The sequence below is a fragment of the Roseibacillus persicicus genome (genome assembly GCF_014651675.1).
Classification (GTDB): domain Bacteria; phylum Verrucomicrobiota; class Verrucomicrobiia; order Verrucomicrobiales; family Akkermansiaceae; genus Roseibacillus; species Roseibacillus persicicus.
Map to the genome: position 1 here is coordinate 54,667 of NZ_BMXI01000005.1, position 23,807 is coordinate 78,473.

General features: G+C 56.5%; 19 protein-coding genes. 5 read left to right on the forward strand and 14 right to left on the reverse strand.

Annotated features, from left to right (window positions below; translation table 11 throughout):
* Positions 1 to 37: 37 nt before the first annotated feature.
* Positions 38 to 763, reverse strand: a complete 726-nt coding sequence (locus tag IE099_RS07115) for a protein-disulfide reductase DsbD domain-containing protein (RefSeq protein ID WP_194598374.1) — start codon at positions 761 to 763, stop codon at positions 38 to 40.
* A 146-nt stretch (positions 764 to 909) separates the two neighbouring features.
* On the reverse strand, positions 910 to 2,892 hold the full coding sequence (locus tag IE099_RS07120) for a purple acid phosphatase family protein (protein WP_189568903.1): 1,983 nt from the start codon (positions 2,890 to 2,892) through the stop codon (positions 910 to 912).
* Between the two features lie 166 nt (positions 2,893 to 3,058).
* Here IE099_RS07120 and IE099_RS07125 point away from each other — a divergent pair, with 166 nt between their 5' ends.
* From IE099_RS07125 to IE099_RS07135, 3 genes are read left to right on the forward strand one after another with little or no spacing between them, the layout of a single operon-like run.
* Positions 3,059 to 3,217: a hypothetical protein gene (locus IE099_RS07125; RefSeq protein ID WP_189568906.1), complete on the forward strand. Its 159-nt coding sequence runs from the start codon at positions 3,059 to 3,061 to the stop codon at positions 3,215 to 3,217.
* 27 nt (positions 3,218 to 3,244) lie between these two features.
* A complete protein-coding gene (locus tag IE099_RS07130) occupies positions 3,245 to 3,445 on the forward strand; it encodes a YbaK/EbsC family protein (RefSeq protein WP_189568909.1) in 201 nt (66 codons plus the stop codon).
* Positions 3,446 to 3,469: 24 nt separating this feature from the next.
* Complete coding sequence (locus IE099_RS07135) at positions 3,470 to 3,637, forward strand: hypothetical protein (protein WP_189568912.1); 168 nt, start codon at positions 3,470 to 3,472, stop codon at positions 3,635 to 3,637.
* Between the two features lie 124 nt (positions 3,638 to 3,761).
* Here the strand turns inward: IE099_RS07135 and IE099_RS07140 are convergent, their stop codons facing one another.
* From IE099_RS07140 to IE099_RS07170, 7 genes are all read right to left on the reverse strand, one after another.
* A complete protein-coding gene (locus tag IE099_RS07140) occupies positions 3,762 to 5,432 on the reverse strand; it encodes a caspase family protein (protein WP_189568915.1) in 1,671 nt (556 codons plus the stop codon).
* A 12-nt stretch (positions 5,433 to 5,444) separates the two neighbouring features.
* Positions 5,445 to 6,008, reverse strand: coding sequence for a hypothetical protein (locus IE099_RS07145; RefSeq protein WP_189568918.1), 564 nt, complete (start codon positions 6,006 to 6,008; stop codon positions 5,445 to 5,447).
* Positions 6,009 to 6,138: 130 nt separating this feature from the next.
* Complete coding sequence (locus IE099_RS07150) at positions 6,139 to 7,506, reverse strand: arylsulfatase (protein WP_189568921.1); 1,368 nt, start codon at positions 7,504 to 7,506, stop codon at positions 6,139 to 6,141.
* An 87-nt stretch (positions 7,507 to 7,593) separates the two neighbouring features.
* Positions 7,594 to 7,953, reverse strand: coding sequence for a hypothetical protein (locus IE099_RS07155; protein ID WP_189568924.1), 360 nt, complete (start codon positions 7,951 to 7,953; stop codon positions 7,594 to 7,596).
* Between the two features lie 59 nt (positions 7,954 to 8,012).
* A complete protein-coding gene (locus tag IE099_RS07160; RefSeq protein ID WP_189568927.1) occupies positions 8,013 to 9,386 on the reverse strand; it encodes an alkaline phosphatase D family protein in 1,374 nt (457 codons plus the stop codon).
* Between the two features lie 134 nt (positions 9,387 to 9,520).
* Positions 9,521 to 10,954: an esterase/lipase family protein gene (locus IE099_RS07165; RefSeq protein WP_189568930.1), complete on the reverse strand. Its 1,434-nt coding sequence runs from the start codon at positions 10,952 to 10,954 to the stop codon at positions 9,521 to 9,523.
* A gap of 1,228 nt (positions 10,955 to 12,182) precedes the next feature.
* Entirely contained in the window at positions 12,183 to 13,226 is a 1,044-nt protein-coding gene (locus IE099_RS07170; RefSeq protein ID WP_189568933.1) for a Gfo/Idh/MocA family protein, read from the reverse strand.
* A gap of 177 nt (positions 13,227 to 13,403) precedes the next feature.
* Between IE099_RS07170 and IE099_RS07175 the strand changes: the two genes are divergently transcribed.
* Positions 13,404 to 13,880, forward strand: coding sequence for a hypothetical protein (locus IE099_RS07175; RefSeq protein ID WP_189568936.1), 477 nt, complete (start codon positions 13,404 to 13,406; stop codon positions 13,878 to 13,880).
* Between the two features lie 516 nt (positions 13,881 to 14,396).
* On the opposite strand, the gene lepA is transcribed toward IE099_RS07175, so the two are convergent.
* From lepA to IE099_RS07200, 5 genes are all read right to left on the reverse strand, one after another.
* Entirely contained in the window at positions 14,397 to 16,196 is a 1,800-nt protein-coding gene (gene lepA, locus IE099_RS07180) for a translation elongation factor 4 (RefSeq protein WP_189568939.1), read from the reverse strand.
* Positions 16,197 to 16,269: 73 nt separating this feature from the next.
* Positions 16,270 to 17,400, reverse strand: a complete 1,131-nt coding sequence (locus IE099_RS07185; RefSeq protein ID WP_189568942.1) for a PAS domain-containing protein — start codon at positions 17,398 to 17,400, stop codon at positions 16,270 to 16,272.
* A gap of 331 nt (positions 17,401 to 17,731) precedes the next feature.
* A complete protein-coding gene (locus IE099_RS07190; protein WP_229809428.1) occupies positions 17,732 to 18,760 on the reverse strand; it encodes a PAS domain-containing protein in 1,029 nt (342 codons plus the stop codon).
* Between the two features lie 173 nt (positions 18,761 to 18,933).
* Positions 18,934 to 19,947 (reverse strand): prolipoprotein diacylglyceryl transferase, encoded by a 1,014-nt coding sequence (gene lgt, locus IE099_RS07195; protein WP_189568949.1) that lies wholly within the window; start codon positions 19,945 to 19,947, stop codon positions 18,934 to 18,936.
* A 72-nt stretch (positions 19,948 to 20,019) separates the two neighbouring features.
* Positions 20,020 to 20,637, reverse strand: a complete 618-nt coding sequence (locus IE099_RS07200) for an RNA polymerase sigma factor (RefSeq protein WP_229809429.1) — start codon at positions 20,635 to 20,637, stop codon at positions 20,020 to 20,022.
* 230 nt (positions 20,638 to 20,867) lie between these two features.
* Here IE099_RS07200 and IE099_RS07205 point away from each other — a divergent pair, with 230 nt between their 5' ends.
* Positions 20,868 to 23,534 (forward strand): hypothetical protein, encoded by a 2,667-nt coding sequence (locus IE099_RS07205; RefSeq protein ID WP_189568951.1) that lies wholly within the window; start codon positions 20,868 to 20,870, stop codon positions 23,532 to 23,534.
* The last annotated feature ends 273 nt before the right edge of the window (positions 23,535 to 23,807 follow it).

Sequence of the window (23,807 nt, forward strand, 5' to 3'; positions counted from 1 at the left end):
ACTTGAGATAAATGTTCGCTGCGGCCGGGATGTGAATTTAATAGCGGACGGAGATGGTCCCTAGAGTCGAATTGGAAGAGAGAATTCCAGACAATGAGGTCTTCCCCTCTGGACTGAACTCCGAACGCTGGAGGGTCATTAACAGGGAGCCGTTCGGGCCGGGGGCAACCGCCTGCTCTTGATCGGATGAGACTTGACCGTCAGTGGAGAAAAAATACAGAGAGTCCGGGGAGCCGCCCCAACCATCCGGGGGCGTCAGTTGGAGTTGGATCGGGGTGGCGTCGGGAGCTGTTAGAAGCTTCGCTTGCCACTCGGCGAGCGCCTTGGGTAGCTCGGCATCGGCACGGGCGAAGAACGGTCGGGTCCTGGGATCGGGCTTCGAAGTGCTTGCAACTGGCAAAGTGAGGGAAACCTTTTGCTGCCCCGGATGGCAGGTTCGCGCGCAGGCCATCCAGATCGCTTCGGCCTCCAGTGTGATCTCACCGGAGGGAAGAGTCGCTGGTGGAGTCATGGTCACGGTCAGGAGAACCTCGCGGTGATATCCGTGCGCGGGGTGCCCGGCCATATCGACTTTTTCAGGGAAAGGCCATTGAATGGGAGCTGCGGAAAACCCCTCCGGGAGAGACCAGTTCAGCTGGGTTGCGATGCCAACTATGCCGGGGTTCTGCCAGTAGGTGTGAAAGCCTTCGTCGTGTTGAATGCGCAATCCCACGCGAAATTCTTCGCCGGGAACAATAGCAGAGACTTCAGAAATCAGCGCCAACTGGACTCCGGTGGGAGCTTGCTCGTCCGCGTGGGACGAGCCCAGGGGCAGGAGGAGAAGTGAGAGGAGGGAAAAGATCGTTTTGATTCCCTAGATACCGCCCGAGAGCTCGTGGGTTGTCAGATAATTCTCGGCAGCAAAGCTCTTCAGTTTGCCGTGAGATCTTCGATCAAATAGGGGTCGAGTGAGAAGTCAGAGCTGGTGAGCGAGACATTAAAGCCCTCGATCGCAATGACATTCTGGCCGATCACAAAGTGCTGCGCGAATTCTTTCAGGCTATAATACTCGAAGCCACTGGCCTCGTGGCTGGCGATGGTAAACTTGCCATTTGGGCTTCGACGCACGGAGCGTGAAATCGCCTGATGGCCATTGATGTGGAGAATGAAGCCGTCGTCGAAATTGATAGCCACGCCGAGTTTCGCCAAGTTGGTGCCCTCGGGAATTTCAAATTCCTTGCGGATGTAGACCTCGGTATATTTTTTCGCCATGTCTTTGAATACGGTGCGATCATCGCTATCGCCGTAGCCAAAGCCGGCAGGACCTTTGGCCCAGCCCTCTTCCGCGGCATCGAAGCCCACGCGGGTCCACATCTCTGTTTCCGGCTTCTGATCGTGTGCGAGATAGCTCCACTCATCATTGCGCGGAATGAGGGGGGTGAACTTTTTGGGGAGTGGCTGGGGGATGCTCTTCTCTCCCGCCAGCTTGGCCAGTCGGGCCGCTTCCCGGGTGGCGGGAGCTCCCAATACTCCCGCTCCCGTTCGCTCCTCGGTTTCGCGCGTTGCGATGCGGGGGTTGGCAATCACTTCGTGACTGACCTGTCCCTCCTTCTTGATTTGAAAACGGTCGCGCTCCTTACCATTGAGGTCGATCATCACCGCGTCGAGGGTATCGCCCGAGATGTCGAGAATGGTGGAGCCGTGGTCCAAGACGATGGAGCGCATGATTGGCATCACGCCTCTGGAATTTCTACCCAAGGCTCCTCCGTGTCCGGTCACGATGGCGACGGTGCCCTTGTGGGGAGTGACTTCCCCGGGCTTTTGATAAGCGCCATCGCCGGTCGGGTGGCCGTCGCCATCGTCGAGGACAACGCCGTCGGCCGTGGTCGGGGTGTGGTAGGCTTTGTCGATCAGCATGGAGCGTTCGTAGATGTGCGAATGCCCACTAAGCACGAGGTCCACGCCCCCGGCCTCCAGAATGGGCATGATGGATTCGCGCATCTCAATGAGCTCGATCTCAATGTCGCTATCGTGGGTGCCTTTGGTGTAGGGCGGGTGATGCCAGAAGCCGATGATCCACTTGGCCCCGGTTGCTGCCAGATCGCGCTTCAACCATTGTGCCATTTTTCCCTTTTCGCTCCGGTCGACATCGTAGGAATTGAGGCAGATGAAATGAGCGGTTCCGTAATCGAAGGAGTAGTAGGACTCGTTGCCCGAGGGGATTCCTCCGGACTCGCCTTGGGTCGGGTTGACGTAGGCATCGAAGAAGGGACCCACCCCCTTGCGGCCGTTCGACGACTTGCCCTCATGATTTCCCAAGGCGGCCCAGCAACCGATGGATTGAAGGGTGACCTGATAGGGCTCGAAGAAGCGGCTTTGGAATTGCGGGTCGGTTCCTTGGCCGTAGGCCATGTCTCCCACGTGCAGGTAGAGATCAAGCGGGCTCTCCGCAGTGTAGGCCAGCATCGCGGAGTGAACTTTACGCTGGTGGATCTGTCCCGTGCCAGAGTCTCCTACGACCCACACCCGGGTATCTCTTTCCTCGCCGATCAGGGGGTGGGTTTGGAGTTGGTAGGAGGCATCGTCCGGGGTCAGACGTTGGTCGCCGTCGAAGATTGCATATTGGTAGGTGTGGTCGGGTTGCAAGCCGGTGAGCGTCGCTTCGAATTGGAGTTGGCCCTCGGGAATCGCGCTCAAGCTTTTTTGACCACGTGTGAGGATGGAGCGACCTGAACAGGATTTTGCCGCATGGCCCTCTTGCCAATAACGCACCACGGGAGCTTCCATCTCGCCCTGCGTTCGCCAGACGATGGTCATTCCTTCCGAGTGCCCCAACTGAAGATAAGGACCGCGGGTGATCTCAGCAGCCGTGAGGGAGAAACAGGATAGAAAGAGAGGAAAGGCGAGGCGCATGCACAAGAGAGTAGCGGAATCGGGAATTGAAACAAGATGTCCCCATCCCGCAGAAAAGACTAAGCCGAAGAGGGCGGAGCTGGGCTCTACAGTGCTGGGAGCCAAAAAGTTGCGCTTGCGAGAGGATGTGGTAGCTTAAGGTGTCCTTATCAAAGGGCATTTAATCATGAAATTGAAATTCGTATTCACGATGATGGCTGCTAGCGGTCTTCTCGTTGCGCCAGCTCTCGCCGATAATCACGGCGAAGGCAAGAAGGCTGCAGCGGAAGCGGTGGCAGACGGCTCGGTGACCGCCTATGTGGTCGCCGCAACTGGTGGGGGCTGAGGCGCAGCAGGAAAGGTCAGTTCGGCCTTGAAAAGTCAGCCCGGAGTCAAAAGCGTAATCCTCTCGGGCCTGCGTGCAACGGTGGTCATGGACGGCGATGCCGCTCTGGACGAAGCAAAAGTCAAAGCCGCCCTCAAGGGGAAAGGCATGGGCTTCGCCTCCATGGAGAAACAAGAAATCACCCGACCCAAGGTGGCCTACGAGCTCATTGTGAGCGGTGCCACTTGAGCGATCAAAAATGACAAAGCCCGTGTGGCTTTGGAAAAATTGGACGGGGTTTCGGGAGCGTTTGTGAACAACAAGATCGCCATCCACTTCTCGGAAGAGAAGGAACTCGATGAGAAGCTGATAGCTTCCACCATCAATGAGTTCGGGATGAAGGTGAAGAGCTCGAAGAAGCTCTCTACGCTTCCATTCTAAAACATTCTAACAGAAATCGGGAGGTCCGTCGCAGAGATGCGTCGGGCCTCTTTTTTTGTAGCCTCCGAACGAAGGTCTCCTCTTCAGGTGGTGTTGGTCAGTTTTTCTAACAAAATCTAACAACTCAATTGGGTCGAGGAGTGACGGTGTTCAACTGTCCTCGAGCTGTGACGGTGCTTTTCCCGTCCGGGGAATAACTGAACACCGCTTGGGCCTGAGTTCGGGAATCGTTGAATTCGAAGAAAAAGGTCTCGTTGGCCCAGTTGGTGTAACCGGTTTCGAGAACAGTCTGCTGGTCGCCGGAGAATCGATTGCCGTTCCATTCTCCAGTTAAAAGAACCCGGCTCTTGATGTTTTGATTGTTGCTATCGTTCTCGATGCAGAAGAGCGAAATTTGATTCGGGGTGGCGGGATCCAGCACAATCGATCGCTGCGATTGAGTCACGGCCTGACCCTGTCCATTCTGGAGCTTGAAGGTGAACGATCCTGCCAGGGTTTTCTCACTTTGAGTAGACTGGTTCGGAGTAGGGGCGATTTCTCCGCCTCCCTCCAATGCCGAGAGGTAGGTTTTGCCCGAGGAACTCACCGCCGTGGCCCAGCCCGTCCACTCCACTTTCTGCCAGTCATAGTTGCCATAGGTGGTGAACTCGTTCAGAAGCTTTCCGGTGGCTCCGGGGGAGAGCTTGCTGGTTTCCTTGAGGGAAAGGTTGGCGTCAGGACGAATCTTGATGGCTTCGCTGAGGACAGTGAAGCGACCGCTCTCGCGCGTGAGAAATTCTTTTCCTGTTTTGATGTTCCGGCTCAGAGCCCAGCCGACCACCTTGACGGGGTAGGAGGTGACTGAATTCTCGGTGAATTCCTCGCTCTTGTTCGTGAACCCGACCCGGGCGGAGTCGTTGTGTTGAACGAGTATTCCCTCTGATTTGCCACCCGGTTCTTGGCGCAGATTGACTCCTTCGCCGACTTGGCTTGTGAGATAGAGACGGTCGGGATAGGTCAGGGGTCGGGTTGCGCTGACATTGAGCTTCTGCACCGGACTCGGGCTGATGTAGGTCGTAGGAGGGAACTTGAAGGACGCGATGCGACTGGTTGGTTCCAGATAAAAGGCGGGGGTCTTGTCCGTTTCGCGGCGCATTCGCTGGGAGACGAGTTCGAAGGATTCGCGCACCGTCTTTCTATCTTTCATCGCTTGCGCAAAGGTCTCGGTGAAGACACTTGCGCTCACCTTATCCTTCGCGTTGTCGGCCCGTTGCAGGGGCTGGGTGGAGCAGATCACTCCGACATCATTCCCGTAGTTGATCACTCCTTGTCCGGCAGCGCTACCAATGCGACAGGCGTCAAAGATGACCAGCATGCCCACCCCGTTGGTGGGCTTGAGATTGGGCACAATAGAAGCAAAGAGTTTTCCTTCGGAAAGAAGCATGCTGTCGCTTGCGTTGGGAGGAACGACCGCATCCACTCCGAGAAAGATGAGGTCATTCTTCACCTGTGCACCGTGTCCGGCGTAATAGAGGATGACGAGGTTGGCATCCTGAAAGCGGGTCCGGTTGCGTCTGATTCCGCTTCGCAGGGATTCGGCGGTGAGGTTCTCGGAAACCAGAGTCTCGGGAGCAAAGGGAAACTGGAAGCCCGCTCCAGCGAGAATCTCCGCTACCAGACGGGCGTCGCTGGCCGCACTCGGCAGATCGCCAGTTTTGGTATTGTAGTCACTGTTTCCAATTACCACCGCCAGGTTCTCGGCGGAGAGAGTGGTGAGAATTGAAAAGAAGAGCGCGAGAGCGGCCTGGAGCTTCATGGGAATGAGGGCTTAGAGTTGAGACCAAGACTTCACCGCGAGCTGCTGCTCGATAGCCGACTCCACATACTGAACTTTGGCTCCCTCGTAAGTTTGCCATGAGCTGAGCATCTTATCGATCAAACCCAAGCCCACCAAAATCGCGGAGCCAAAGCGCCCTTCGTTGGAGATCTCCGAGTAGTAGGCGCGGAGGGCGTTGCCGTCATTCTCGAATGTTTCAAAGCGTTGAGTCGTTAAGGGACTGGCACCCTTTGCTCCGGTCTTCACATCTTCAATGAGGCTCTGGCGGGCCTGTTCGAGAGAAGTCTTGGCGGTATCGTATTTGCGCTGAGCCTCGGTGAGAATCTGGGGTTGGTTTGCGTAATTTGTTTTGAACTTGAGAGCAACGGCCTCCATATCATCGGCCAATGCCGCGGGCTCGCGCAGTTGGGGCTCGAGCTGGCGGTAGATGACTGCTCCATGGGCATTTCCAATTGGGCCGGAAATGACGGGGCCGTTGTTGTTGCCAGGAGTGCAGGAAACAGAGAAAGAGATGAGGCCCAAGAGTGAGTATAGGGGATAGGATAAGCGTTTCATGATATTCGTTGTTCACGGTCAAAACTAATTTGACCGCAAAGATTTAGAACGCTTTCGCTATCTGTTGACAAGGTTCAATCCTCGTGGGTGACCGTCCCGATATTTTGCGGGACGGCTCTCAGGCCTCTAGCTATTGAATGGGCTCGGAAGCCTTCTTCAGGTAGCCCTTCGCCTTTTTGACGATCTCGGCATACTGGGGGTCCTTGGCGAGATTCTTCTTCTCGTAAGGATCGGAAGAGAGGTCGAAGAGTTCGAGGCTGCCTCCTTTGGCCTTTTTGTAAACCTTCCACTTGTCGAAGCGAAGGGCTTGGGAGTGGAGGATTTGATCCGAGCCTTGGGTGAACTCGATGTAGAGATAGTCGTGCTGCGCTTGCTCTCCGTCGTTGGTGAGGGTGGGCAGGAACGAGATACCGGTATTCTGCCCGGGGATTGGCTGGTCGATGACCTCCGCCATGGTGGGCAGAATATCGTGAAAGCCGCTGAGGAGGTGGGTCGTGCTGCCGGCGAGGATGTGTCCAGGCCAGCGGGCCAACATGGGGGTCTTGATGCCGCCCTCGTGCATGTCGCGCTTGTGACCTCGCAAGCCTCCGGTGGAGTCAAAGAATCGCGGGTCGTGACCACCTTCCAGATGGGCACCATTGTCGCTGGCAAACATCACAATGGTGTCGTCCTCGATGCCCAGTTCGGTCAGTAGATTCAGGATCGAGCCGACCTCGTTGTCCAAGTGCTCCATCATGGCGGCAAAGCCGGCGATGGGGTTGACCACATCAGGGGTATTCTCGTTGGGGCCAGCTCCGTACTGACCGATCTTCTCGTCAAACTGGGGAAAAACCTTCCGCCACTTTTCATGCAATTCCTTGGGAGCATGCATTGCGGCATGGGGGATGGCGGTGGGGATGTAGCAGAAGAAGGGGGAGTCGGCTTTGGCGCTGGTGGAGATGAACTCGCGGGCGGCATCCATCACGATGGGGTGCAGGTAGGTCTTTCCGTCGAGAGGGATTTCCTTGCCGTTGCGAACGTAACTACTGGGGTAGTAGGTGTGGGCGATCATCTGGCTCTTCCAACCACAGAACTCGTCGAAGCCATGGGTGTGCGGGCTCTCCTTGCCGGTCTTGTGGGTCTCGCCCAAACCCCATTTTCCAAAGGCTCCCGTGCGATAGCCTGCAGTCTTGAAGACTTCGGGAAGAACGGTGAGCTCTTCCGGCATGGCCGCCTGGGCTTCGCCGGGGACGTTGCCACGCAGATAGTTCTTTCCTGATTCGATACCAGTCATCAGGACCGCGCGCGAGGGGGAGCAGACGGTGTTGCCCGAATAGTGATTGGTGAACTTCATCCCGTCCGCCGCCAGGCTGTCGATGTGGGGAGTCTTGAACTTGGTTTGCCCGTAGCAAGAGAGGTCCCCGTAGCCGAGGTCGTCGGCCAGGATGTAGATGACGTTGGGCTTTTCGGCCGCGCAAAGAAGGGGAGCCAGTAAAAGGCTGAAAAGGAAAAATTTCATTGAGTGTAGAACGTTTCCCTAGCCCTGTTCCTATCGAAATAAACTGGTTTCGGCGATGCGGGGAACTCTCTTCATTTTTGCGGCCAGCTAGCGAGGTTCGTTTCTTTCCAGCTGAGGGGCGGAGCGGGAAAAGAGGGTTCTTTTGAGTAAAAAGCCAAAGAGGTAGGGAGCAACGATGAAGGTCAGGCTCGAGAGAACAACAGCACCCAGGGCTGGCAAAAAGTTCCAGATTTCTTCAGGACCTTCACTGATGACTCTAATGAAGCCCATGGTCGTAATCAGGACAAAAAAGAAGGCGGGAACAGCGAGGAGAATGGTCAAATGAAACCGGAGCCGCGAAAAGGCCTCGGTATCCGGGCTCTTGGCTTTCGAGCTTGTTTTGAAGAAGCCCACCAAAAAGAGAATCGAGGTGATAACGAGCAGTTCTGCGGTGCCAATGATTGCCATTTTGTCTTCTGACTTGAGAGAGTTCGGGAGGGGAGAGGAGGAGAGATCTGGTTTGACCTCTATTGCTCCTGTGGCGGCGAAGTCAGCTTGGTCTCGTTGGTGACCTTGCCGTCGACGTCGTGATGGGTGATGGTCAGGACGTTGCCGTCGACTTGCACGGAGAGGAAGCCGCCTTTGACACGAAGAAACTGGTGCTCCGGCCGCTTGTCGTTCGGATTCCATCCTTGGGCGTGGGCATCGGAGGCGGGTCCCGCTCCGAATTCCTGCAATCCGGTCTCGGAGACAATGGAGTGGTATTGCCAGTGGCGATCGCCGTTGATGACGAAGGTGCCGGGGGTGTGGGAGAGGAGCCGGCGCAGGCGTTCCCCTTCGAAGGCAAAGGTCTTGTTGGCGTGGTTGTCTTTCTTGCTGTTTCGGTCCGGGCCTACCACCGGGGTGGGCGAAACGTAGAGCTTGAAGGTGGCGTCGGAGGCCTTCATCGACTCTTCCAGCCAAGCCCATTGTTCTTTCCCTAGAATCGATTTGAAGGGACCGTCTTCCATCTTTTTAGGCGAACGATAGTAGCGGACTTCGGGCAGCCAGATTTGCAGATCCTTACCCCAACGGAAGGTGCGATAGGGCTTTTCCGACCAAGGGACTTGTTCTTCCCAAATCTTGATCCCGTCTTCCCAAGTGAGCTCGCCATAGGTGTCGCCTGGCTGGCAATCATCTTTCAGCAGGTCGTGGTCGTCGTGCATCCAATAGGAAGGAATGCGGTTGTGGAACTCGCGCTGGAAGGGGAGGGAATACATCCGGTGCCACCGGTAACGGGCCAAGTCCACGGTTTTGGAGAGGGGTTGCTTCCGATCGTAGTAGACGGTGTCGCCGGTTTGAATGAAGAAAGCCGGATCCAGTTTCAACATCGAGGAGTAGATCTTATGCCCCTTTTCTACGTCGTCGCGCAGTCCGAATTCCTGGCAAGTGGAGACCGTGAAGGTGATGGGCGCGGAGACCTTCGCAAGAGGTGGAGTGGTGAAGAGGACCTCAATTGTAGCGGTTTCGGACGTATCCGGAGACGCGGTAGATACTGCTGTTAGATTGAGCTGATAGGTCGTGGCAGGTTCGAGATCGTCGAGACGCTTCTGGAGACAATAGTCGTCCTCCGGTCCAGTTTGACCCAGCGCCATCGGTTCGATTTTTGAGGAAAGGTTGTCGGGACCTGTCTTGGTGAGCCGGACTTCGACCTTGGCTTCTTCTCCCGGGACGACCCAGTTGGGTTTATCCTTGGTCCATTGGTCGACCGCGTTGAGGGCGGCGTCGTTTTCGGTGGTGCGGACCCAGATGACTACGGAGTTGGGAGTGAGCTCGCCAATCTTCACCCCGTTGGCAAAGCCGAGGCCATGAGCATGTGGACTTAAAAAAGCGAGGGTGGCGCAAAGAGGGAGAAGTTTCATGGCATGATTAAGGAATGGAATTTTGCAGTTGGCGAGAGCTGAATCCCGAGGACCTGCACCCGGGACGGGGATAGGGGCGGTTGCGTCAGGCAATCTCAATGTCTTGCGGGAAAAAAGGCGGGAAGGAATGCGCCTTAGCGTCGCAACAGTTTGATCACTTCCTCTGCCGTCTCCTTGTCCTTAATCAGCCAATGACCGCTGCGCACGATGGTTTGGCTATCGGCTTGTTCGAGCTTGGCAGAGGTGTAAGGGACGACCCAATCGCCCAAGCCTCTTTCGCTGCCGGTGATGGTGGCGACAATATTGTGGAGCTCGACTCCGCTGCGAATTGGCATTTCGTTGAGAGCTTGCAAGGCGGCACTTTCGGGATTGAGTTCCGAGACCGAGACCTCGTTGCCCGAGAGCAGGGAGGCTCCTTGCTGCGTGAGGATGCCGGGCTCGGCGAAGGCAATATTTTGCGCGGTGCTGAGGGTGGCTCCCAAGATGCGGGCAGGGGCTTTGACGAGTTTTTGGGCGAGCCAAAGGAGAGGGCCTCCCGCCAGTCCCGCGCCTTTGTGTGGAGTGGCGAGAAAGATGACTTTGGAAGGCTCTTCCAAGGGTTCGAAGAGAAGTTGCTCGCGGATTCTCTTCCGCTGATAGGGGAGCAATCGGATGTCGTCGACGGGGCGGTTGAAATACTTCTGATAGAGTTTTTCGGGCTCTTCGGAAAGGGAGAGTCGGGTGATGAGTCCGCCCATGGAGTGGGCCACGATGGTGGTTTCTTTTCGCAAAGGGCGGTCGTTCTTGTCGGGGTCCAGGGTTCGGACCAAGACACGGAAATCCTCGCGAAAGTTTGCGGCTGTTAGAACCCAAGGGTCGCCGGTCGGATAGAAGTAGAACCAGAATTGATAACGGTCCCAGAGGTCGGGCTTGCTGGCGATGGTGGAGGCTAAAAATTCGAAGTCCACGGGGGTCGAGAGAAGGCCATGGATGAAGATGAGCGGGATTTTCTCAGGGTCGTATTCTGTGGCGAGATAGAATCCACGTCGGTCCGACCAACCCGCAGGATCGAGGAGGGTGAGGAGGTGGACGATGGAGCTGGGTTCCTGTTCTTCTGCAAAATCGAAGGGCAGCCGGAAGTTACTGGCAAGGGGAAGGCCTCCGAGTTGATTGTTCTCCCGAAAATCGAGGGCGGTCAGTTTAAGTGAACCGTCTCGTTCGGAGCGGGCCACGATAGTTGCGGGTTGGCTGGTGAATTGCCAAGCCTGGGAGGTGATTTGTTTGAGCTTGAGGTCCTCCCGGGTGTGCATCATCGCCACGGTGCCGAGGTGCCCCGGATTCTTGTCGTCCTTGGAAAATTTTTCAGCCGGAGTGAGTCCGGTGATGTTTTCCAGGTGGGGGTGCTCGTCGACCAGTCGGATAGGTCGTCCCGCCACGGTGTCTGGATAACCGTTGCCCGCCCAGTATTCGACGAGTTGGCGGGTGGTTCGTTGGGTGAGGTAGCCCGTTTTGTCAGGGATTTGCGGCGCGTCCGGGACTGAGGAGCACGCGGCAAGAACGAGAGCAAGGGCAATAACGAACAGGCGCACGGAGTGAGAGTTCAAAATTTAGGCATCAGAGTCGAGTCTTCCCTGAGGGCAATCGTAGTGCAGGAAAGAACGAATCGTTCAGCCGACTTCATTGGGGTCAATGAAGTTGGTTTTGCTGTAGTGTCGCTGCGACGCGGTTTCGGACACGGTGTGTAGTACCTTCCGCCATCTCGTTGTTAGAGAAACCGCTTCGGGATGGCGGGAGAACTTTCGAATCTCCCGCTCGCTTTAAATCTGCTCGGACGACAATACCCAGGGCGTTGCCCTGGGCAATCTTGTTTCGCCCCGTTGGGGCTGACGGGGTCGGTGTGGATGTGATCGTCGCAGAGCATAGCCCCAACGGGGCGAAAGAGGATAGCCCGGGGTGCAACCCCGGGTCAGCGAGGGGAAGTGGTTGGGAACGAGCGTGCGATGAGTGAGTTCGAGGGCGTTCCCGAAGTGGGTTTGGAAGGTGGGTTTGTGGCGTGAGCAGTTTACGTGGGCGGGAGGGGCTTGGGCTGCCTCGTTGTTAGAGAAATCGCTTCGGAATGGCGGATGAACTTCCGAATCTCCCGCTCGCTTTGATTCTGCTTGGACGACAAAACCCAAGGCGTTGCCCTGGGCTATCTTGTTTCGCCCCTTTGGGGCTGACGGGGTCGGTGTGGTGTGCCCGTGGATGCGTCGAATAGGTGTAGGGGTGTGGATGTGATCGTCGCAGAGCATAGCCCCGACGGGGCGAAAGAGGATAGCCCGGGGTGGAACCCCGGGTTAGCGAGGGGAAGATGTTGGGAACGAGCGTGCGATGGGTGATTTCGAGGGCGTTCCCGAAGTGGGTTTGGAAGGTGGGTTTGTGGCGTAAGCAGTTTGCGTGGGCGGGAGGGGCTTGCGCTGTCTCGTTGTTGGAGAAATCGCTTCGGGATGGCGGGTGAACTTCCGAATCTCCCGCTCGCTTTGATTCTGCTCGGACGACGAAACCCAGGGCGTTGCCCTGGGCTATCTTGGTTCGCCCCGTTGGGGCTGACGGGGTCGGTGTGGTTGTGGTGTTGTTGGGAACACCCTTGCTCTTCGCCTGCTAGGGTTGACCAATTTGGCGGGTTATCGATGTTCCAGACGCTGCTCGCCCGTTGGGGCTGACGTATTTGGTTGTTTTTCAGCGTGTCTGTGGAGGCGGCGAGCAGCCCCGATGGGGCGTGAGAGCTTGGCCCGGGGGAAGCCCGGGTTTGCTCTGGAATGTTCTTTTCGGCTTTCTTTAGAGAAAGACCTTCTTCCCGTCGTTCTGTGCGCTTTCGTAGATGGCGCGAATGACGGCGACGGACTTGCGGGCTTCGGCGGAGGAGGTGCTGGGCTCGCGGCCTTCCGCGATGGCATTGACCACTTCTTCGAAGTTGCGCTGGTGCTGATAGAAGTTAATGGCGGAAGGGTCGTTGGCTCCCAGTCCGGCTTCCTGTCCCTTCATGTGGTTGGAGAGGATCTCGGCATCGATGGGCTCTTCTTTCATGAAGTCCCAGATCTCGAAAGACTCGTCGGCGAGGAAAACCGAACCTTCGGTTCCGGCCAGCTGCACCCGGGCCGGGTGGCCGTCCTTGGACCAAGTGGCGGTGGAGGCTTCGATAACGCCGCGGGCTCCGTTCTCGAATTCGATGAGCGCGACGCAGTGGTCTTCCACTTCGATGCGTTCGTGGGCGAGAAGGGCGGTGTTGGCTTGCACGGATTTGATGGGGCCGGCGAGGTGAAGCAGGGCATCCACGGTGTGGATGGACTGGTTCATGAGGGCGCCACCGCCGTCGAGGGCCCAGGTGCCACGCCAACCGGCGGAGTCGTAGTAGGCCTGGTCGCGATACCACTTGATGTAGGCGGAAGCAGACGTCAGCACGCCAAAACGTCCCGCCTCGACTGTGGCCTTGAAGGCGTCCATGCCAGGGTGGAAACGGCGATTGAGAACGGCGGCGAGGGTCTTTCCATTGGCTTCGGCGGCGGCAATGAGCTCGTCGCACTTTTCAACGGTGACTTCGAGCGGCTTTTCGACAATAGCGTGCTTGCCAGCATTGAGAGCGGCCAAAGTGGGCTCGAGGTGGGCGCCGCTGGGGGTGCCCACGGTCACGATCTCCAGCTCGGGATCGGCGAGAAACTCAGCCATGTCCGAAAAACCCTTGGCGCCATATTCTTCCGCAAGCTTGTCTGCGCGTTCCTGGTTGAGGTCGAAAACCGAGTGAAGAGAGCCGCCTTCCATGGCGGTGATAGCTTTTGCGTGAAAGTGGCCGATCATGCCGGCACCGATGATTCCGAATTTCATAGAATATTGTGTGGTGAAACTGCGGGGTCAGTTTTGACCGTCACACCGCTCAGGTCACGGAGAAATCACTCTCTTTTTTAGAGCATTTTCTTTCATCGAAATTGAGTGGGGAGGGTCTCTTGTAAAGCCAAGCGATATTTGTTCGACGACGAAATTCGGAGCAGCCTAGTCTGGTTCATGAAATATTGGTTGAGAACGGATGCGAACCCGCCGGTTATTGGTCCTCTCTCTTTGGAAGACATGAGCTATCGCTTCAAGGCCGGGACGATTGCGATTGAGACTTTGGTTTTGGAGGACAGGGGGCAATCTTATAGAGACCTGTCGGTTGAGGACTTTTCGCTGCCGCTTTCCAGCCTAATTGATTCGGAAGGAAACCCGAGGCCGGCTGAACAGGCACCAGTGGAAGCTTCGGTGGAATTTTCGGGACGCTATGGTGAATTGCGAAAGCAGATTCAATCCGGTTGGAAGGCGATTTGTGTGGTTTTGATGCTATACACGATTTTTGTTTTCGCTGTAGCGGGAGTTGCCGGTCCGTTGGCGCTTTTGTGGGGCTTATTTACCGCATTCTCAGGGCTGGTGGTCGCCTTTTTTGGGAAGCATGTCCTTTTGCTCCTGATTGATATCTCGGAAGCGTTGCAGAGTGATAAAGAATAAGCGAAAAGTTTGAGGTTCAGTGTCGATAGACGACTGATGATCAGTTCTCGAACAACCTCGTTTATACTATCTTTCGCTTTGCTCTCTCAGTTCTCAGTTGGGGAGGGAGATCCTAATTTCGTGTCGCAGATAGAAGTTCGAGGCGATGTTGAAGTTGAGGGAGTATATATTTATTCTAGGAATCTGACACTAGGGAAGCTTCTTGAGCTGGCCGCTATCAAAAAAGACTGGTCGTATCGAGAGGTCCGGGTGCTGCGGGATGGGCAGTTGTGGTGTCTGCGTCCTTATCCAAGTCCGGTGTGTCGCGAGGAAAGAGTCTATCCTGGCGACACAGTGGAAGTTCGCCGACGGGAACTCTGGGATTGGTTCAAGCTGCAAGCTCTCAACAAAAAATCTCTTTCTGCATCGAGCAGTGGACGTTGAAAAGCTGTTTTTTGCCGTTCTATTTCGCGAGGGGCCAGAATGCCAGCGATGATGAACGAAGGATGTCGTTAGCGCGGCTAACAAGGGGAGGACTTAATCACCACTCTTCAGCACCTTGATGAAGGCATCCTGCGGAATGTTGACTTTACCAAAGGCTTTCATCTTCGCTTTCCCCTTCTTCTGCTTTTCCAACAGTTTGCGCTTTCGGGAGATGTCACCGCCGTAACATTTGGCGGTCACGTTTTTGCGCATCGCGCTGATGGTCTCGCGGGCGATGATGTTGCCACCGATGGCTGCCTGGATGGCGACGGTGAACATCTGGGTGGGGATGACTTCCTTGAGCTTGGCCGCGAGTTCGCGTCCCCGGGCCTGGGCCTTGTCGCGGTGGACGATGGTGGAGAAGGCTTCCACGGGTTCGCTGGCGATGAGCATGTCCATCTTGACCATGTTGGCGGCGCGATAGCCGGCGTGCTCGTAGTCCATGGAGCCGTAGCCGCGGGTCATGGACTTGAGGCGGTCGTTGAAGTCGACGAGGATGTCGGCGAGGGGGACGGTGGCAGTGAGCATCACGCGGAACTCGTCGATGGTCTCGGTATTCTCGAGCTCGCCGCGCTTTTCCATAATCAGCTGCATGGCGTCGCCGATGTAGTCACCGGGCAACATGATGAAGATACGGACCATGGGTTCGCGGATTTCTTCGATGACTTGCTGGTCGGGGAGGAAAGAAGGGTTGTCGATGATGAGCTCTTCTCCGTCGGTCTTGGTGACCTCGTAGATTACGGAGGGATAGGTGGAGATCACGTCCATGTCGAATTCGCGGCGGAGGCGTTCCTGAATGATTTCCATGTGCAGGAGACCCAGGAAGCCACAGCGGAAGCCGAAGCCGAGGGCGGTGGAGGACTCGTTCTGGAAGGTGAAAGCCGCGTCGTTGATCTGCAGCTTGCCCATGGCGACTTGCAGGGCCTCGTAATCGGAGGTGTCGATGGGGTAGATGCCGGAGAAGACCATGGGACGGATTTCCTTGAAGCCGGGCAGGGGCTCGGGGCAGGGCTTGTCCTTGTGAGTGATGGTGTCGCCAATTTTGATCTCGGCGGTGGTCTTCATGTTGGCGATCAGGTAGCCCACGTCGCCCGCGACGAGGCAGTCCATTTTCTTCATCCCGGGGACAAAGACGCCGGTCTCTTTCACCTCATAGTGATTGTCGGTGTGGAAAAGCTTGATGCGGTCGCCCTTTTTGACCGTGCCGGACATGACCCGGACGTATGAGATAACACCCCGATAGGCATCATAAAGACTATCGAAGACCGAGGCACGCAGGATGCCGTCCTCATTGTCCACGGGCGGGGGGACGAGCTCGACGACGGCCTCGAGAATATCCTGGATGCCGATTCCTTGTTTCGCGGAACAGGGGATGGCGGTCTCGCCGGGGATGGCGAGGATGTCTTCGAGCTGCTGGCAGCACTTGTCGACATCCGCCGCGGGGAGGTCGATCTTGTTGAGAACGGGGACGATGGCGAGGTCTTGCTCGAGGGCGAGGTTGACGTTGGCCATGGTCTGGGCCTCAACGCCTTGCGCGGCATCAATGATGAGGATAGCGCCCTCACATGCGGCGAGGCTGCGGGAGACTTCGTAGGAAAAGTCGACGTGGCCGGGGGTGTCGAGAAGGTTGAGCTTGTAGGTCTTTCCGTCCTTGGCGGTGTAGGCCATGGTCACGGGGTGGGACTTGATGGTGATGCCTTTCTCCCGCTCCAGATCCATGGCGTCCAGAAGTTGGGCTTTGGAATCGCGCTGGGCGACAGTTTGGGTGAACTCCAACAAGCGATCGGAAAGAGTGGTCTTTCCGTGATCGATGTGTGCGATGATGGAGAAGTTACGAGTGAGGCTGGTGTCCATGGAAAATGACCCGGGGAGGCGGGAGGGGAGACTCTTGAATCGTGGCCCAAGAGTCAAGACAGGGCTGTCACGATCATTCTTCCATTTGGGCGAGTTTTTCGCGGTCCTGCAGGAAAAGGCGGCAGAAACGCTCGCCCTCCAGCTCCAATTGCATCAGGACGGCATTCACGGGACGGGCGGAACCATCGGTGTGGGCGACTTCGGCCGAGAAGGTGGCGTAGCCGGTCTCTTGCAATTTCGCGACTGCCTTGCGGAATTTTCGCAGGGAGGAAACGGTGAGCAAGTCGTCTACGGGGCGGCCAATCAAGCGGAGTGGAGAATGTCCGGAGAGCTTCTCGGTGTAAGGATTGGCCTCGGTGATGCGCCCGAACTGATCGTAGCGGATGAAGCCATCGGTGGCGTTGTCGATGGAACGGCTGAGACTTTGTTCGTAAGTGGTGCAGAGAGTGACTTCGTCTTCCAGATCACTGAGATCCCTTACCGTGGCGAGGATCAAAGTTTTGCCCTGGAATTGGAAGTCCGTGAAGGAAATGGAGGCAGGCACGGTCCGGCCAGCTCCCACCCTGACGCGGCAGTCGAAGCGGGAACGGCTATTGCTCTTCAGTCGGCGCAGAGCCTTGAACGCTTCGGCGCGGCCCGAGGAGTCGGCCAGTTGACTGACGCGCAGGCCAATCAAGGTTTCCAAGGGCTTGCGGGTGAGGGCGATCATGGCACGGTTGGCATTCAAGATGAAGCCGTGGTCGTCGGTGACCACGATGCCATCCGGACAGGCTTCGAAGAGCTTTTGAGTATAGGCCTCCAGGCTGGTCATTCTGAGGTAGTCCCGCAGGCGACACTCTTGCTGGGCAAGTAGCGAGGTTAAGATGGAGAGGTTCTCGTCGTTGGGCTGGTCTGAGAAGTTGTGGAGAAGCAGAAGTTTGCCAGCGTCCTTCAGCTGAATGGCGAGTGAGTTCTCATTGAGAGGCTCTTCGGGTTGGTCTGGGGAAAACTTCGAATAGCTCAAACGCTCGCATCCAAGATACTTTGGTCCAAAGTCCAGGATACGCGCCAAGTTACGCGCAGGGTCGGCTCCCATCTGGCCGAGGAGTGAGCTGAGCGAGGCAGGGGGGGCGGTGCTCTGAGTTGAAAAGTCCAGAGGGCTTTCGGAGGAAGACTCTTCCTCGGTCGTTGTGTTCTGGCCGAATTGGGATTCTACGTAAACCATAGGGGGGGAGCTGTTTCGAGGAGTTATGGTTACATTAAATTTCAAATTCGCTCAATAATATTTTATAAAAAACAGGATAAGTTTTAACTTATTTTCAGTAAAATTAAAATATTTTGCGGAATTGGGACAAGATTTTTTCGTGGGTTTTTAGGGCTGGTTTGAGTCTATGGTGTTGTATTTGAGTGACTTAAATTGTTTTTTGCGGTTGTGGGGAGACGCTCGTTTTTCAAGCTAGGCCGAAAACGTATTTTTTTGTAAAAACCGACCGACAAGGCCTCGTCGCCGCTCCTAGCTTGGGGTCTCGTCCCGGTTGTTGACGCCTTGACTGGTCTTACCCCTGTTCCGCAGAAAGGGAGCGGAGGTCTTGGAGGAAGAGGCGGCAGAAGACCTCTCCTTCGTGCTCCAGTTGCATGAGAGCCGCTCGTGAGGGGATCTTGGTTCCATCGGGCTTTGCGATTTCGCAGAAGAAAGTGGAATAGCCGGTTTTTTGGAGCTGGGCCACGCTTTTGCGGAAGGCTTTCAGAGAGCTATTGGACAAAAGATCGTCGACGGGCTTTCCAACGAGATGCTCCACCAAGTGTCCCGTGAGGACCTCGGTGTATGGATTGGCTTCGGTGATGCGGCCGAACTGGTCATACCGGATGAAGGCGTCGGTGGCGTTGGTGATTGAGCGGCTTAGGCTCTTCTCATAGGTCTTACATTGATTGACCTCTTCTTCCAAGTAGCTGAGGTCTCTAATCGTTGCGAGGAGAAGGCCCTGGCCCTGAAAGACGAAGTCGCGGATGGAGATTGAAGTCGGAACCCCATTCCCCGAACCAAACCGGATGCGGCAATCGAAGCGCGCCCGGTTGTTGGTTTTGAGGTAGCGAATGGCCTTCATCACTTGGGAGCGTCCCTTGGCATTCGTCAATTTGCTCGCCCGGAGTCCCATCAGCTTTTCCCGGGACATGCGGGTGAGCATGACCATGGCGCGGTTGGCGTCGAGAATGTAGCCGGACTCATCGGTTACGAGGATGCCATCAGGGCAGGATTCAAAGAGGGCTTTGGTGTATTTCTTCAGGCTGGACATCCGTTCAACATCCCGGATGCGGGTTTCCTGCTGATTGAGGAGGTTTTTGTACGCTGCCAATCGACCGGCATCCGGGGAGGTGTTCGAGGTCCTGACTACGAGAGATTTATGGCTGTGGCCGTAGGGCTCGACGATTGTTTCGGAGTCCGCTTCCGGGCTTGTCGAACCAGTTTGATCGGTGAAGATCTCGACGCTTTGGCAATGGAGAAATTTCGGGCCGAGCTCGATCAGTTTGGCGATGTTTTGCTTGGCGCTAGGCCCCAGGCTGCAAACCAAATATTCAAGGTTCACCTCCGACGGATTTTCAAGCGGTCGCGATGGGCTGACCGCTTGTCCGGCGATAGGGTCTTGAGATGGGTTGGATCCGAAAGACAACATGGCAGAAACCTACGTTCCTTAAGCTCTTCCGGATTCTAACAAATTTCAAATAAAATGAGACCGAGATAGATAACTTTTATAGGTTTCTAAGGCGCGGCGGGGGAAGGGTTTGGACGAACCTTGGCCGCGATGAGGAATCCGATGCCGATGAGGATAAAGAAAAGGGAGTAGAATTGCCCTTTTGTAAAAATTCCGATCATGGCGGAATCGGGGACGCGGAATTGCTCGACGAAGATCCGTCCCAAGGCATAGAGGAGGAAAAAGAGGCCGGTCAGGGTGCCGTTGGGGAGTTTGGGGAGACGGAAGCGGAGGGTGGTGAGGAGGAGGAAAAGGAGGAGACCTTCGATGAGGCCTTCGTAAATTTGGGACGGGTGGCGGTTGAGGAGGAAGGGCTCGATGGCCGTCTGGACGGCATCGCTGCTGCGCACGGCGGCGGCCAAGGCTTGTTCGCCCCCGAATCCGGAGTTGTAGGCTTGGATGAGGCTGTCCCGGGTTTCGCCCTCGGCGCTTTCGATCGCGACTGCCATAACGGAGGAGTAGCTCTCGGCTTCCTCGCATTTCTGGTTGAAGATGGCCCCGGGAAACTTCACCGCCCAAGGCAGGGAGGACTTGGCCACGTGGCCGAAGAGTTCGCCATTGATGAAGTTGGCCATTCGGCCGAAGAACACCCCAAGCGGGGCCACGCAGACGATGCCGTCGCCGAGGGCGGCCCAAGAAATCTTGTGTTTGCGGGCATAGAACCAGGCAAAGATTGTCAGTCCGAGAATCCCTCCGTGGGAAGCCATCCCTCCGTCCCAGACCTTGAAGATGGTCAAGGGGTCATCGGCGATCTGCGCCCGACCGGCAGCGGAGGGCAGCATGTAAAAGAGGACGTAGCCCAAACGACCACCCAAGAAGACGCCGAGAAAGGCTCCGTAGGCGATGAAGTCCGAGACTTTGTCGGGGGCGAGGGGGAAGAGTTTTCGCTCGGCGAGCTTTTTTAAAATCCACCAGGCGGCGATGAAGCCCGCAAGGTAGGCGAGTCCATACCAGCGCACCTTAAGGGTTTCGGTCAGGGAGATGAGGACGGGATCGAGGTCGTGGACGTAGGCGGCGAGCACGGGGTCTTTTAAGCGGGAATCCGCATTGGTCGAAAAGAAAATACCGCCAAAGGGACTTCCTTGCCGGGATGTCTACTGCTCCAGGTAACTTGCCAGTGACTCGCGCAAGGTGCCGCGGGCGCGAAAGAGCTGGGACTTCACCGCTGAGACGGTGAGGTCCAGAACTGCTGCGATCTCCTCGTAGGAAAGGTCCTGATAGCGGCGCAGAACCACGGCCATGCGCTGCTTTTCCGGCAGGGCTTCGATAGCCCGGTCAATCGCGGTTCGGAGTTCGGCATTGAGCTGCTCGCGATCCGGTTGCTGGTTGGGATTGGAGGGGAGCTCGAGCTCGTAGTCGTCTTTGCGCTGATCGAGGGAGGACTCTTTTTTCCGGGATTTGCGACGGGATTCGTTGAAAACGAGATTGCGGGTGATGGTGTAGAGGAAGGTGGTGAACTTTGCGCTGGGCTGATAGCGGGCACGGGATTTCCAGATGCGCAAAAAGACTTGCTGGGCAATATCCTCTGCCTCGCTGGGATTGCCTAGCATCTTGGCCACGGTGCCGATGACGGCGTCCTGATGCCGCTCGATCAATTGGCGGAATGCTTCGTGATCGCCGGTGGCTTGAACGGAGAGCATCAATTCAACATCCCGCGCGTTCTCGGAGTCGGGATCGGGGGGCGTATCAATCATCTGTGCTGCGGCTACCATCGATAGGTGGGATGGAACCTCAGGGCGAGCGGGAAGTTGCGGGGAAATGTGATTCGACTGAGATTGAGTCGCAGCCAACAACCGGTTTGGGGGGGGGGCGCGGGGGATGGATGCGCGTTCGGCTCAGCGATCTTGCGTTACGAGTTTATCACCATGTTTGAATCGTGGAAATTGAGGTATACGTGACGATGAGGGGCCTTTCAGGCGTTTGTGAATTCTATCGAACTATTATGAAAACGATCTTTGGGCAAAAGCCCTTCGCCTTGTTGTGTTGGCCCTGTCTGTTTCCGATGTTTCTGGGGGGGCAAGAGGTCAAGATTGCAGTGGAAGCAAATCAAGTCGCGGTTGCGGACGGATTATACGTCGACGATGTCTTTGGAGCCTTGGGGGAAAACCAGAGTATCCCCGGATTACAAGACCTGCTGATCTATCTCGCCTTCGATCTCACTACTCTCCCCGAGGGGGCCGTGGTTGTGTCGGCCGAGGTGAATGTCTTTGATTGGAACCCGGTGGATGCGGAGGTCGTCGCAATGACCTTTGTCGATGTGCCCGCCGACTTTGACCCGGAGACCCTCACATATGAACTGGCAGAGGCCAGCTATGGGGCGGCTCCGATCAGCGATCCGGAGAACCCCGTTGTCGGTCTGCAGCCGGCGGTGGTTCGTTGGACAGGTTCGGCCCTGATGGACAATACCGATCCGCCTGGGGCGGCCACGGTGGGGTCGAGACGGACCTTCGAGGCGTCGGGGACTTATTCGGACGAAGACTTGGTTGCTGCTCTCAATGCGGATTTGTCTGAAGGAGATGGCAAGGTGACCTTTGCCTATCATGGTCATTCGTTGGCAGACAACAGCTTGATCGGCATCAACTACCCGGATGCCGAAGCTGGACCAACCCTTCAGCTGACGGTTGCGGTGCCGAGCGGGGCAGGGCCTACCACGACCTACAATTTCGACACCCGGACTTTGGAGGGGTGGGGGAATCTTACCGCTTCCAGTCTGCCAAACGGGCCCAGTGGTCATGGGGTAATTAGCGAGGATGATCCTGCGGTGGGTAATTCGGTGCCCCCTCTTCCCCAGAGCAGTCCGTCCTTCATCGGACCGGTGCCCTTCGAGGCTGAGGATGGTGGGAATACCCGCGATGGTAGTCACGAAACCCTGGTGCTGCGCTCGCCAGAGTTTCGCATTTATCCCAATGGGGCTTTGTCCTTTTCCCTGATTGGTGGTTCCCATCCCGACCTGGACCTCGCGGAGGTGAATCGCAATGGTCTGCCGGCCCAGTCCTCCGGGGCAGGGGCAATCGGGTTTGCCCTGCGGCGGGTGAGCGACGGCGAGTATCTCGGATTCTGGGGGCGCTCCGAGGATGGCGGCACCAGTTGGGAGACCATCACGGTGGAAGGACCCGAGTTGGCGGAGTTGGTTGCGGGAGAGGAATGCTATACCCTTGATTTCATCGACTCCTACCACGGGGCCTGGGCATGGGCGGGATTCGATGATGTCGTGATTCGGGAGGGCGTTCCAACAGTCTCATATGACTTCGAGGATGGGACTTTGCAGGGGTGGACGAGCGTGCAGACCTCGACTACGGCTGACGGGCCAACGGAGTATGCGGTGATCGATACGACCGCCGAACCTGTGGGGAATTCCGCCTATCCGGTTGCAAATAGCGCTCCTTACGTCCTGGGGCCAGTGCCCTTCGAGGCGGAAAGCGGGGACAATACCAGAGACCGCGCCCACGCGACGCTCTTGCTCCGTTCGCCCGAGTTTGCTCTCCATGGCAATGGGGCGATCTCCTTTGCCGTTCTTGGCGGGACGAAGCCTGCACTGGACCTTGCCGAGGTGAATGCGAACGGGTTGCCGGCAAGCTCCTCGCCTGATGGGGCTTTGGGCGTGGCCCTTCGCCGGGTGAGCGATGGCCGGTATCTTGGTTTCTGGAGTCGCACCATTGAGGAAGGCTCCCAGTTCTGGGAGACTGTCACAGTCGAGGGAGACGAGTTGACGGGGCTGGTCGAGGATGGGGAGCTCTACACCCTTGACCTGATCGACTCCAATCATGGGAGCTGGGCTTGGGCCTGTTACGATAACGTGACGATCTCGCAAGGTTCGCCTGGTGCGGCCTTTGACTTCGATGACCGCACTTTGCAGGGATGGGTCAATGTGACGAACTCTGCGACGGCCAACGGCCCAACCCATCTGGGGATTCTGAGCAATGATGACCCGAACGTAGGGAACTCCGTTCCGCCTTTCGCCAATAGTGCTCCTTCCTTCGTGGGGCCTTTACCCTTTGAGGCTGAGGATAATACCAATACCCGGGATCAGGCTCATGAAACCCTCATTCTTCGTTCGCCCGAGTTTACTCTCTACCCGAATGGAGCCCTCTCCTTTTCCCTGATTGGCGGCGCTCACGGGGAGTTCAATTTCGATGAAATCAATGCGAATGGTCTGCCGGCAAACTCGATTCCTGATGGAGACGGGGTGATTGGCTTTGGTCTGAGAAGGGTGAGTGACGGATCTTATCTCACCTTCAATTCCCGCACGGAGTCCGGAGGAGACTTTTGGGAGGTCGTTTCGCTGGATAGCGTGGACCTGCGGGGGAAAGTCGCTAGTGGGGGAGAAGTGGTCACCCTGGACTTCATCGACTCCCGTCACGGCGGCTGGGGATGGGGTGGCTTTGACGATGTTTCCATCAGCTACGGGACCGCGCTGCCATCGAAGGGGGAGGAACCGTTCATCGATGTAGTTCAGGGGGAGAACGGCGAGATCGAGGTCTATTTCGAAGGGACTTTGCAGGTTTCCGAGGACCTGTCCGGCACTTGGACCACGCTCACGGATGCCACGAGCCCCTACACCTTGAGCTCGAGCGAAAGCACGGTTCGATTCGCTCGCGCAGTGAAATAGGACTCTCGTTCAATTCTTGCGTTTCAAGCGAAGCCTCTCGTGGGGGGCTTCGCTTTTTATTTTTCGGAGAAAGTGGCGGAATTCGAGCCCATTTTTCTCCTAGGGGTCTTTGGAAATTGGGACCGGAATTTCAAATTCGAGCGGCGGAATAGCTTAAACTGGAAAAGATTTTTCTTTTGGGAGAAAGGTTCTGTGGCACCGGCAAGGAGTGGTCCAAGAGGGAATTTTTTAAAGCGAAAGGTGAACCTTGTTCTGGATTTAAAATCCTTATGA

What these genes read in the sequence shown, in the direction of transcription:
- IE099_RS07150 (WP_189568921.1), bottom strand. Translation starts at nt 7,506, where the DNA reads ATGAAATTTTTCCTTTTCAGCCTTTTACTGGCTCCCCTTCTTTGCGCG.
- IE099_RS07170 (WP_189568933.1), bottom strand. Translation starts at nt 13,226, where the DNA reads ATGAAATTCGGAATCATCGGTGCCGGCATGATCGGCCACTTTCACGCA.
- IE099_RS07185 (WP_189568942.1), bottom strand. Translation starts at nt 17,400, where the DNA reads ATGGTTTACGTAGAATCCCAATTCGGCCAGAACACAACGACCGAGGAA.
- IE099_RS07175 (WP_189568936.1), top strand. Translation starts at nt 13,404, where the DNA reads ATGAAATATTGGTTGAGAACGGATGCGAACCCGCCGGTTATTGGTCCT.
- IE099_RS07125 (WP_189568906.1), top strand. Translation starts at nt 3,059, where the DNA reads ATGAAATTGAAATTCGTATTCACGATGATGGCTGCTAGCGGTCTTCTC.
- IE099_RS07160 (WP_189568927.1), bottom strand. Translation starts at nt 9,386, where the DNA reads ATGAAACTTCTCCCTCTTTGCGCCACCCTCGCTTTTTTAAGTCCACAT.
- IE099_RS07200 (WP_229809429.1), bottom strand. Translation starts at nt 20,637, where the DNA reads ATGGTAGCCGCAGCACAGATGATTGATACGCCCCCCGATCCCGACTCC.
- lepA (WP_189568939.1), bottom strand. Translation starts at nt 16,196, where the DNA reads ATGGACACCAGCCTCACTCGTAACTTCTCCATCATCGCACACATCGAT.
- IE099_RS07120 (WP_189568903.1), bottom strand. Translation starts at nt 2,892, where the DNA reads ATGCGCCTCGCCTTTCCTCTCTTTCTATCCTGTTTCTCCCTCACGGCT.
- IE099_RS07205 (WP_189568951.1), top strand. Translation starts at nt 20,868, where the DNA reads ATGAAAACGATCTTTGGGCAAAAGCCCTTCGCCTTGTTGTGTTGGCCC.
- IE099_RS07145 (WP_189568918.1), bottom strand. Translation starts at nt 6,008, where the DNA reads ATGAAACGCTTATCCTATCCCCTATACTCACTCTTGGGCCTCATCTCT.
- IE099_RS07140 (WP_189568915.1), bottom strand. Translation starts at nt 5,432, where the DNA reads ATGAAGCTCCAGGCCGCTCTCGCGCTCTTCTTTTCAATTCTCACCACT.
- IE099_RS07155 (WP_189568924.1), bottom strand. Translation starts at nt 7,953, where the DNA reads ATGGCAATCATTGGCACCGCAGAACTGCTCGTTATCACCTCGATTCTC.